This window comes from Paraburkholderia bengalensis, from assembly GCF_037126505.1.
GTDB classification, from domain to species: Bacteria; Pseudomonadota; Gammaproteobacteria; order Burkholderiales; family Burkholderiaceae; genus Paraburkholderia; species Paraburkholderia bengalensis.
In genome coordinates this window covers 1-9,837 of record NZ_JACFYJ010000166.1, presented here as the reverse complement: position 1 = coordinate 9,837, position 9,837 = coordinate 1, and the positions used below count along the sequence as shown (strand labels likewise).

Genomic DNA, 9,837 nt, shown 5'->3' with positions numbered 1-9,837 from the left:
GTGTTGAGCGCACGGTCCGGAATCTGGCCGGCGCGCATCGCCTCGAGCACCGTTTCGAAGTCGGCGGCTGTCGCGTTGCGGCTCGCGAGCAAGGTCGTCGAGGCGCGCTTCGTTTTTGCGCCGATACCTTTTGCGCGCGCGCCGTGCAACGCGGGCAGCCCCACGCCGATCACATGCGGGAAACCGTCCTGCGCTTCCTGACGCGCGCCGCCGACGTGATAGCGCTTGCGCACGCGCTCGCCGTGGCTGTCGGCGGGCGCGGCGAAACGGTCTGGAAAGCAGGCGATCTGCGCGCCGATTCCGCAGACGCGCACTGCGAGCGAATGCGCGTGCGATGTGCGTGGCGCGCCCGGTGCGTGGGCATCGCCGGACGCAATGGCGGCACCCGCGACCAGCAGCCCGACGATCCAGATCGCGCCGCGATGCGCATTGCTGCCGTTGGTCGCGCGCATCATGTCGTGTTCGCCGGCGCGGCCGATCTGCGCGAGTTCCGTGCGCAGCGTCGCCGACGGCACGCGGTCACGCGATACATGCGCAAGCGTTGCGAACGTCGGTTCGAGTGCGCGCGCCGAGCGTAGCATCAGCGGCAGATCGAGATCGCGATGCGCGCCGCTGCCGCGCGCATCGACGAGCGCGGGCTTCGGCGTCAGCTGCGCTTCTTCGATCAGTGCGGCGACGGCGAACTGCGCGAGCTGCGCATCGGATGGCGCGGCATCCGTGCCACGTAAATCTTCGATGCACGCGTGAGGGAAGGCGCCCGCGTCGAGCGGGACAGCGAGTTGCAGCGCCATCGCATCACCAGCTGCGGAAGCGTGCCGGCGGCGCATAGAGCCCGCCCGACCACGTGACGAGATCGTCGATGCTCGCGCGCGAGCAGCGTCGCTTCGCTTCGCCGCGCCGGATGCCGAGATCCTCCGGATACGCGACGATGCCGCGGCGGCGCAACTCAGCCGTTTTTTCCGGCTTCGCGCGCAAGCCGATGGGCGTGACGCCCGCCACGGCGGCGACGGCCGCGCGGCGCTCGTCGATCCCTTCGGCCTTGTGCAGATGCGCGATGCCTTCTTCCGTCACGACGTGGCTGACGTCGTCGCCGTAGATCATGACGGGCGCTATGGGCATGCCGCTCTTCTTGCCGACGGCAACGGCGTCGAGTTCGTCGACGAAGGTCGGCTCGCCGCCTTTCTTGTACGTTTCGGCCAGCTGCACGACGAGCTTTTTGCCGCGCGACACGGGGCCTTCGTCCTTCAGCAGCTTGAGCCACGCTTCGCTCGAATGGCGGCGGCCGCGCGGATCATGGCCCATGTTCGGCGCGCCGCCAAAGCCCGCGAGCCGCCCGCGCGTGACCGTCGACGAATTGGCGTCGCCGTCGATCTGCAGCGTCGAGCCGATGAACAGGTCGACGCCGTATTGCCCCGCCAGCTGGCACAGCACGCGGTTCGAGCGCAGCGTGCCGTCGCTGCCCGTGAAGAACACGTCGGGGCGCGCCTCGATATAGGCTTCCATGCCGACTTCGCTGCCGAAGCAATGCACGCTGTCGACCCAGCCCGATTCGATGGCGGGAATCAGCGTGGGATGCGGATTGAGTGTCCAGTTGCGGCAGATCTTGCCTTTGAGACCGAGCGATTCGCCATACGTGGGCAGCAGCAGTTCGATCGCGGCCGTGTCGAAACCGATGCCGTGATTCAGCGACGCGATGCCATACGGCTCGTAGATGCCCTTGATGACCATCATCGCGGTGAGCACCTGCAGGTCGCCGATATGACGCGGATCACGCGTGAAAAGCGGCTCGACGGCAAACGGGCGGTCGGCCTCGACGACGACATCGACCCATGACGCGGGAATATCCACACGCGGCAATTCATCGACGATCTCGTTGACCTGCACGATCACGATGCCATGCCGGAACGCGGCGGCTTCGGCGATGGTCGGCGTGTCTTCCGTGTTCGGGCCGGTGTACAGGTTGCCGTGACGGTCGGCTTTTTCCGCGCACAGCAGCGCGACGTTCGGCGTCAGGTCGACGAACATGCGCGCATACAGTTCGACGTACGTATAGATCGCGCCGATTTCGAGCTGGCCGTCCTCGAGCAGTTGCGCGACGCGCAGGCTCTGCGGACCGGCGAACGAGAAATCGACCTTGTGCGCGATGTTCTTTTCAAACAGCGTCAGATGTTCCGGGCGGCTGATGCTCGAAATCAGCAGATGCACGTCGTGCACTTTCTGCGGATCGACTTTCGCGAACGAGCGCGACAGGAAGTCGGCCTGCTTCTGGTTGTCGCCTTCTAGCGCGACGCGGTCGCCGGGACGGATCAGCGTCTCCAGCGCGTCGACGATGCGGTGCGCAGGCAGGATGCCGTCTTCGAGCCAGGGTGCAATGGCGGCGAGCCGGCGCCGCTTCTCGTCGCGCCGGGTGGTCCACGAGCGCGACGCGGTGGACGCCGCTGGCGCGGCCGTTGCCTGTGCCAATTCGAGCGTGGCTGCGAGCTTGGCGGATTCGATACGCTGATTCATCGGTGCTTTAACTCCCGATCGTGGTTGGAGTGCGCGCGGGCCGTCCGCGCCGTCTGCGCGGGGCTGCCGCGGCGGCCTCGGCCTGCGCGCGTTCCGTCAAAAATCGATAGACCAGTTCGCCCGTGCCCAGCAGATGCGCGGACACGAGCGCTTGCGCCTGCGCGACATCCTTGTTTTCGACGGCTGCAAGGATTGCCGCGTGTTCTGCGTCCGACTCGCCCTTGTTCTCGGGCGAGCCGAACTTCACCCTCAGATACCGTTCGCCGCGCCGGTGCAGCGCTGCGATCATTTCCGCCAGTTGCGGACGGCCGGCGGGCGCATACAGGGCCGTGTGGAACGCTTCGTTGCGCGCCACGTAGAGCGCGGGGTCGGACTCGCGCGCGGCTTCCGCGCACAGCGCCGCCGCCTCGCGCAGCGTCTCGGGCGTGTGATTCGGAATCGCCAACGAGATTGCGAGGCTTTCGAGCGCCGAGCGGATCTCGTAGATCTCGCGCGCTTCGGCGGGCGTCAGACTCGCGACGCTCGCGCCCTTGTTCAACTCGACCGTCACCCAGCCTTCGCTTTCCAGCTGACGCAGCGCTTCGCGCACGGGAATGGCGCTCACCGAGAAGTGCCGCGCGATCTTGTCCTGCCGCAGCGGTTCGCCCGGCGCAAGCGTCCCTTCGACGATCGCCGCGCGCAGCGCCTCGGCGATCACGCGCGACGTGCTGGGCCGCGGCGCGGGCGCCGTGGGGAGGAAAGGGACGCGCGGGGCGCTGTCCAGGGGAAAACCATCGGTTGCGTTGCTCATGACATCAAATATTATATATAAAAATCGACAATTTCCAGCGGGATAACCCGGGGCTTTCCTAAACGCACGACGCTGCTTCCTCTCTCGCGGAGCACGGAAGTAGCTGTGTGACGGTAACTATCCAACCGTAGTACGTGGAGGAGCAGGAGCATGCTGAATTCTTCGATATCGGACCGAGCGGGCGTCGTGCGGCACAAGACACCCCTGAACCGGTCGCAGATCGCCGGTTTTTGGGGCGCATGGGCAGGATGGACACTGGACGGAATGGACTCGTTCATTTACGCGCTCGTCCTGACGCCGGCGCTGACTGAACTGCTGCCGCGCTCGGGCTATGCGGCGACGCCGGCGAACGTCGGCCTTGCCGGCTCGATTCTGTTTGCGCTGTTTCTCGTCGGCTGGGGGTTGTCGTTCATCTGGGGGCCGCTCGCGGACCGCTTCGGCCGCACAAAGGTGCTGGCGGCCACGATTTTCACGTTCGCGATTTTCACGGGACTGTCGGCGACGGCGCACAACGTCTGGGAGCTGGGCATCTACCGCTTCATCGCGGGCGTCGGCATCGGCGGCGAGTGGGCGTTGGCGGGCACCTATGTAGCGGAAGCGTGGCCCGAGGATCGCCGCAAGATGGGCGCGGGTTATCTGCAGACGGGCTATTACGCCGGCTTCTTCCTTGCGGCGGCGCTGAACTACACGATTGGCGTGCATTTCGGCTGGCGCGCGATGTTCCTGACGGGCGCCGTGCCCGTGGTGATCGCGATCATGATCCTGACGCGCGTGAAGGAATCGGAGAAGTGGCAAAAGGCGGACGCGCGCGACGTGGTGCACGTCAAGCCGATGCGCGAGATTTTCGGACCGACCTATCGACGCCGCACCTGGGTGATGTGCGCGCTGCTGACCATTGCGATCATCGGTCTGTGGGCGGGCGCCGTGTATGAGCCGTCGGCCGTGATCCAGCTGGCGACGCGCGCCGGCATGGCGAAACCCGAGGCCACGAAAATGGCGTCGATGGCGACGGGCCTGCTGTCGATCGGCACGATTCTCGGCTGCCTCGCGCTGCCGCCGCTCGCCGAGCGGATCGGGCGCAAAAAGACGCTGGCCGTGTACTTCGCGGGCATGGCGGTGGCGATTATCGGCAGCTTCGGCTGGGCGTTCTATCTGCCGAACGGCTTGGCGCCGTTCATCGCCTGGCTGTTCGTGCTCGGATTCTTTGGCGGCAATTTCGCGCTGTTCAGCCTGTGGCTGCCGGAACTGTTCGAAACGCGCGTGCGGGCGACGGCGTTTGCGTTCTGCACGTCGTTTGGGCGCTTTGTCGGCGCGGGCGTGAACTTTCTGCTCGGCGCGGCCGTACTGAGCATGCATACGCTGGGCGTGCCCGTCGCGTTGACGGCGATCGCGTTTGTCGTCGGGCTGCTGGTCATTCCGTTTGCCAAGGAAACGAAAGGCGACGTGTTGCCGCAGTAACGATGCCGCCGGGGCGCGGGCCTCGGCGCGATATTCCGGTTGTGTTTCGAAAGGGAGCATGCGCGGCGCGCTTTGCTCCCTTTTTGCGGCTGTTGCTCGGCGCCGCGGCCGGTGGCAACAGCCAGGCCGTCTACGCCGTGCGGGCGCTAACGCGCATGCCCGCGCAGCACCAGCCGCGCCGCCGACACCAACGGCCAGCCAAGATTCACCCCCAAGCTCGCCACCACGATCAACGCCATGCCGCCGCACTGCGGCAACGTCAACGCCCGCCCATAGACAATCGCATCGACGGCAATCGCGGTGAGCGGATAGACGAACAACAGCACGGCGATCACAGGCGTCGTGAGCTTCGGCAGGGCGCCGTAGATCAGCACGTACGACAGCCCCGTGTGCAGCACGCCCATGCCCACCAGCCAGAACCATTGCGTCGGTGCGATGTGCTCGGCGCCGAGCGGCGCGATGAACGGCAGACACACGACACCCACCGCGCATTGCGCGAGCGTCAGCAGATGCGGGCGCAAGTCCCCCAGACTCTTCGCGATCAGCGTGACGCTTGCATACAGCACCGACCCCGCCAGCGCCTCGCCGATGCCGATCAGATAGCTCGTGTGTCCCTGCAGCGAGCCCGCTCCCGCGACGCCCGACGCGAGCACGAGCCCGACAAACGCCGTCGCGATCCAGCCGAGCCGGTCGATGCCGAGCCGCTCGTTGAAAAGCGCCGCGCCCATCAGCACCACCCAGAACGGCTGCACGTGAAACACCACGGTGGCGACGGCGATGCTCGTCCGGTGAATCGCGTCGAAAAAGCCGACCCATTGCGTCACCATCAGCACGCCCGAGATCGTCGCGAGTGCCACCGTGCGGCGCGTGAAATGGCGGCGCGCGAAATAGCCCTGCCACGCGCAATACGCCGCGAGCGACAGGAAACCGAACAGGCAGCGGAAAAACACCAGCGTCAGCGCGCCGAGCCGCGCCTCCTCGACGAACACGCCGATCGTGCCCATCAGCAGGCCGCCGCTTGCGAGCGTGAGCGCGCCTTGCTGGCTTCGGCTGAGCGGAAAAGGCGACAAAGACGACATGACGAATGATTCCTCGCGGGTCAATGCGTCCGAGTATCGAGGTGTTGCGGGCACATGACAAACGAATAAAATTGAGAAATTCCATAAGCCGGGTTGATAAATCATGCACGCCGATTTCGATATCGACTTGCTGCGCACCTTCGTCGCCGTTGTCGAGGCGGGCAGCTTCACGAAGGCGTCCGTTGTTGTGCATCGCTCGCAGGCGGCCGTCAGCATGCAGATCAAGCGCCTCGAGCGGATGCTCGGCACGACGCTGTTTGCGCGCGACACGCGCAATCTCTCGCTGACGCGGCCGGGCAACACGCTGCTCGAATATGCGCGGCGCGTCATCGACCTGCACGAGGAAGCCTGGTCCGCGATCGTGCGGCCCGAAGTGACGGGGCGCGTCGTGCTCGGCGCGCCGGACGACTATGTGTCGTCGCTGCTGTCGCCGGTGTTACGCCGCTTCTCGAATCTGTATCCGCATGTCGAGATTGAGATCGTCTGCGCACAGAGCACGGCGCTCGCGCCGATGCTTGCCGACAACCGGATCGATCTCGCCTTCGTCACGCGCGACCGCAAGCTGCGCGGCGAGTTCGTGCGCAGCGAGCCGATGGTGTGGGTCGGCGCGTCGCCGGATACGCCCGTGCTGAATCTGTCGCCGTTGCCGGTGGGGCTGTACGAGCCCGGCTGTGTCGCGCGCACCAACACGCTCGCCGCGCTCGACCGCGCGCGCATCCGATATCGCGCCGCGTACAGCAGCGCGAGCCTGAGCGGCCTTGTCGCGACGGTCGATGCGGGTCTGTCCGTGATTGCGCTCGCGCGTTGCAGCGTACCGCCGCGCCTGACGGTGCTGGGCGGCGAGCATGGGCTGCCCGTGATCGAGCCGCTCGATATCGTCGTGGCGCGCAGCGCGAAATCGGACCGTCCGACATGCGACTATCTGGCCGCGCAAATGGTGCAGGATCTGTCGGTGCGCACGATGGTCCGCGACACGCGGGAGCCGCGCGGGAGGGCGTGAAACGCCGTGTCTGCCGCGTTTTCGCCGCATGTTCGCGCCATGCGTTCGATCGACGCGTCCGCGGGCACCAAACGGCGCGGCGCCGCGGGCCACCGGCGAGCGCGCGGGCAAGCGTATTGCTACCCGCGCTAGCGTCAGACGAAAGGGCGAACGCTCGCACTGTGCGCGAGTCGAAAGGGACGCCAGGCGACACGAACGGCCATCCAGCCGACATCGCGTTTATCCATACATGAGAGGAGGGCCAGCCATGAAGACTCGTATTCTTTCCGCCGCGCTCGTCACGGGCCTGTTCGCGAGCAGCGCGGCCTTTGCGCAACTGAATCTGCAGCAGTTCGGCATTGGCGGCGGCAATTCATCGGGCAATGCGGGCGCGTCGGCTTCGTCGGGCGGCGTGTCGCAGCTGTTGCAGAACTATGTCGGCGCGAACCAGCAGGTATTGAGCGGACAGTCGAGCCTCGCCTCGGCGATGGGGTTGTCGAGCGCGGCGAGCCAGGCGCAACAGGCGTCGGGTTTGCTAAGCGGCGGCACACCGTCGGTCAGCCAGCTGTCCCAGGTCGGCAGCACGCAGCAGTCGTTGTCGCAGACGCTGACGCAGGCGTTTGCGAGCCGTGGATCGGATTCGTCGGCACCCGTCGACAAGCAGGCGTTCGCCAACGGCCTCGCGTCGCTCGGCCAAGGCGTGAGCCAGTATTCGAGCCTGCAATCAAGCTTGGGCAGCCTCGGCCAGATGAACGCCGGCTCGCTGCTGCAAGCGGGCATGAATCCGCAGACGGCGCAGGCCGCGTCGTATATCGCGCAGTCGGCGCCGGGCCAGTTGCAGTCGCTGGCATCGACGCTGAGCGCCGCCGTGCAGTTCGCGGCGAGTCACGGCATCAGCGTGCCGTCCATTGCGACTTCGGCGCTCAAGGGTTTCTGATCCGATGCACGGCGCAAGCTCGGCGAGCCGTTTGGGCTGCCCATCGACGAGCCTTTCGGCGAGCCTTTCGGCGAGCCTTTCGGCGAGCCTTTCGGCGTGCCTTGCAGCGCCCGGCCATTCTCGACGCGGGGCGGCGCGCGATGCGACGATGCCGAGTGTGTGTCCCGCCAGCACCCTCGCGAATGGGCTTTCGCGCGAGGGGACATGACGCACGCCGGGCGTCATTGACGGTACGCTTTCGACGTGCCGCCACGCGTGCGGCAACCATTCCTTCGGCCGACGCGATCATGACAACCAGGAGCAACGGATGACCAGCACGCTCGATCTCGACCGCTATTTCAGGCGCATCGGCTATGCGGGGCCGAAGGCCGCGACGCTCGATGTATTGCGCGACCTGCAGCGCTTGCATCCGTTGTCCATTCCCTTCGAGAACCTCGATCCACTGACAGGCCGCCGCGTCGATCTCGCGTTGCCTGCCATCGTCGACAAACTGGTCGAGCGGCGGCGCGGCGGCTATTGCTTCGAGCAGAACGGGCTGTTCGCGCGCGTGCTGATGCAACTGGGTTTCGACGTGACGCCGATGATCGCGCGCGTGCTGTGGGGGCGCGAGCCCGACGCCATCACGCCGCGCACGCATATGCTGCTGCGCGTGACCGTCGACGATCAGCCGTGGATCGCCGACGTCGGCTTTGGCGCCGTCACGCTGACGTCGCCGCTGCGGCTGCAGACGGGCATCGCGCAAGCGACGACGCACGAGCCGTTTCGCCTCGTCGATGCATCGCATGACGCGCTCGATCTCGAAGTGCAATCGGGCGAGACCTGGCTCAAGATGTATCGCTTCGATTTGCAGCCTGCCGAATGGATCGATTACGAAGTGTCGAACTGGTACACGTCGACCTATCCGGATTCTTTATTCACGACGAATCTCGTCGTCTGCCGCGTGAGCCCGGAAGGGCGGCTCACGCTCTTCAACGACCGGCTCACCGCGCGCACGATCGACGGCGAAGCGATCGAGCGGCGCATCGAGAGTGCGCATGAACTGCAGACGTGCTTGCGCGACACGTTTCTGATCGCGCTCGGCGATATCGATGTCGCCGCCATTTACGCGCGCGTATCGGCGGCGGGCGCAGCGCCCTGAGTCGCACACGATGATCGCGCGGCTCATCGTCCAGACGCTGTTGGGGCTCGCGGGCATGGGCGTGCTGCTGTTCGGCGCGGCCGGCACGCTCGCGTGGCCGGGCGCGTGGTGTTATCTGCTTGAAATGGGCGTGCTCGGCGTATGGGTTGGCGTGTGGCTTGCGCGTCACGACCCTGCGTTGCTCGCCGAGCGGCTCGGCTCGTTCGTGCAGCGTGGGCAAAGCGCGTGGGACAAATTCTTCATGGCGAGCGTGGTGGTCGTGTGGTGTGCGTGGCTGATCCTGATGGGACTGGACGCGAGGCGGCTGGGCTGGTCGTCGATGCACCCATCACTGCAGGGTATCGGCGCGCTTGCTATTCTCGTCAGCATGGTTGCGATACGTTCGGTGTTTCGCGCGAACAGTTATGCGGCGCCTGTCGTGAAGATTCAGTCCGAGCGCGGGCACAAGGTCAGTGACAGCGGTCCGTATGCTTACGTGCGGCATCCCATGTACGCGTGGGCGATTCTGTTTCTGGTTGGCATGCCGTTATTGCTCGGATCGTGGTGGGGTGTGTTTTGCGTGCCGCTGCTGGTGGTGGGACTTGCGTATCGCGCGGTGCTGGAGGAGCGCATGCTGTGCGCGCAACTCGAAGGTTATGCGGAGTACGCGGCGCGCGTGAGGTATCGGTTTGTGCCTTATGTGTGGTGATTTTTTTGTTGTTCTTGTCTTTTGACTTTCTTGTCTGCGACGCTGTTCGTTTTTGTGGGTTTGCACTTTCGCTGGCATCCGCGATTGCGCCTACGCGGCGGGGGCGTTGCCGGTGTGTGTTGCCCTTTGCGCGGGCATCCGCAATGCGCCTTCGCGGCGCAAGCGTTGCCCCTGTGCGGGGCGGCACCTACTTTTCTTTGCCGGCTGCAAAGAAAAGTAGGCAAAAGAAAGCAGCATCAGCACTTGCCCACGGGCCCCCA

General features: G+C 65.7%; 9 protein-coding genes. 5 read left to right on the top strand and 4 right to left on the bottom strand.

The features are described 5' to 3' along the window. From H3V53_RS41285 to H3V53_RS41275, 3 genes are all read right to left on the bottom strand, one after another. Positions 1-791, bottom strand: a 791-nt coding sequence (locus H3V53_RS41285; protein ID WP_336602754.1) for a triphosphoribosyl-dephospho-CoA synthase, incomplete at its 3' end; no start/stop codon positions are given. 4 nt (positions 792-795) lie between these two features. Further along, positions 796-2,508, bottom strand: coding sequence for a malonate decarboxylase subunit alpha (gene mdcA / locus H3V53_RS41280; RefSeq protein ID WP_336602753.1), 1,713 nt, complete (start codon positions 2,506-2,508; stop codon positions 796-798). Between the two features lie 7 nt (positions 2,509-2,515). Continuing rightward, positions 2,516-3,298 carry a GntR family transcriptional regulator gene (locus H3V53_RS41275; RefSeq protein WP_336602752.1) on the bottom strand — a complete coding sequence of 261 codons (783 nt, stop codon included), beginning with the start codon at positions 3,296-3,298 and terminating at the stop codon, positions 2,516-2,518. A gap of 150 nt (positions 3,299-3,448) precedes the next feature. On the opposite strand from H3V53_RS41275, the gene H3V53_RS41270 reads away from it, so the two are divergent. After that, positions 3,449-4,756 carry an MFS transporter gene (locus H3V53_RS41270; RefSeq protein ID WP_336602751.1) on the top strand — a complete coding sequence of 436 codons (1,308 nt, stop codon included), beginning with the start codon at positions 3,449-3,451 and terminating at the stop codon, positions 4,754-4,756. Between the two features lie 146 nt (positions 4,757-4,902). Here the strand turns inward: H3V53_RS41270 and H3V53_RS41265 are convergent, their stop codons facing one another. Continuing rightward, on the bottom strand, positions 4,903-5,835 hold the full coding sequence (locus H3V53_RS41265; protein WP_336602750.1) for a DMT family transporter: 933 nt from the start codon (positions 5,833-5,835) through the stop codon (positions 4,903-4,905). Positions 5,836-5,938: 103 nt separating this feature from the next. Here H3V53_RS41265 and H3V53_RS41260 point away from each other — a divergent pair, with 103 nt between their 5' ends. From H3V53_RS41260 to H3V53_RS41245, 4 genes are all read left to right on the top strand, one after another. Beyond that, positions 5,939-6,835: a LysR substrate-binding domain-containing protein gene (locus H3V53_RS41260; RefSeq protein ID WP_336602749.1), complete on the top strand. Its 897-nt coding sequence runs from the start codon at positions 5,939-5,941 to the stop codon at positions 6,833-6,835. Positions 6,836-7,082: 247 nt separating this feature from the next. After that, the gene (locus tag H3V53_RS41255; RefSeq protein ID WP_336602748.1) at positions 7,083-7,751 is read left to right on the top strand and encodes a hypothetical protein; all 669 of its coding nucleotides are present in this window, start codon (positions 7,083-7,085) and stop codon (positions 7,749-7,751) included. A 307-nt stretch (positions 7,752-8,058) separates the two neighbouring features. After that, on the top strand, positions 8,059-8,889 hold the full coding sequence (locus tag H3V53_RS41250) for an arylamine N-acetyltransferase family protein (protein ID WP_336602747.1): 831 nt from the start codon (positions 8,059-8,061) through the stop codon (positions 8,887-8,889). Positions 8,890-8,899: 10 nt separating this feature from the next. Next, positions 8,900-9,577 (top strand): methyltransferase family protein, encoded by a 678-nt coding sequence (locus H3V53_RS41245; RefSeq protein WP_336602746.1) that lies wholly within the window; start codon positions 8,900-8,902, stop codon positions 9,575-9,577. Positions 9,578-9,837: the final 260 nt, after the last annotated feature.

Bases quoted from the DNA above. Each gene is read 5' to 3' on its own strand.
- mdcA (WP_336602753.1), bottom strand. From the start codon at position 2,508: ATGAATCAGCGTATCGAATCCGCCAAGCTCGCAGCCACGCTCGAATTG.
- H3V53_RS41260 (WP_336602749.1), top strand. From the start codon at position 5,939: ATGCACGCCGATTTCGATATCGACTTGCTGCGCACCTTCGTCGCCGTT.
- H3V53_RS41275 (WP_336602752.1), bottom strand. From the start codon at position 3,298: ATGAGCAACGCAACCGATGGTTTTCCCCTGGACAGCGCCCCGCGCGTC.
- H3V53_RS41270 (WP_336602751.1), top strand. From the start codon at position 3,449: ATGCTGAATTCTTCGATATCGGACCGAGCGGGCGTCGTGCGGCACAAG.
- H3V53_RS41265 (WP_336602750.1), bottom strand. From the start codon at position 5,835: ATGTCGTCTTTGTCGCCTTTTCCGCTCAGCCGAAGCCAGCAAGGCGCG.
- H3V53_RS41250 (WP_336602747.1), top strand. From the start codon at position 8,059: ATGACCAGCACGCTCGATCTCGACCGCTATTTCAGGCGCATCGGCTAT.
- H3V53_RS41255 (WP_336602748.1), top strand. From the start codon at position 7,083: ATGAAGACTCGTATTCTTTCCGCCGCGCTCGTCACGGGCCTGTTCGCG.
- H3V53_RS41245 (WP_336602746.1), top strand. From the start codon at position 8,900: ATGATCGCGCGGCTCATCGTCCAGACGCTGTTGGGGCTCGCGGGCATG.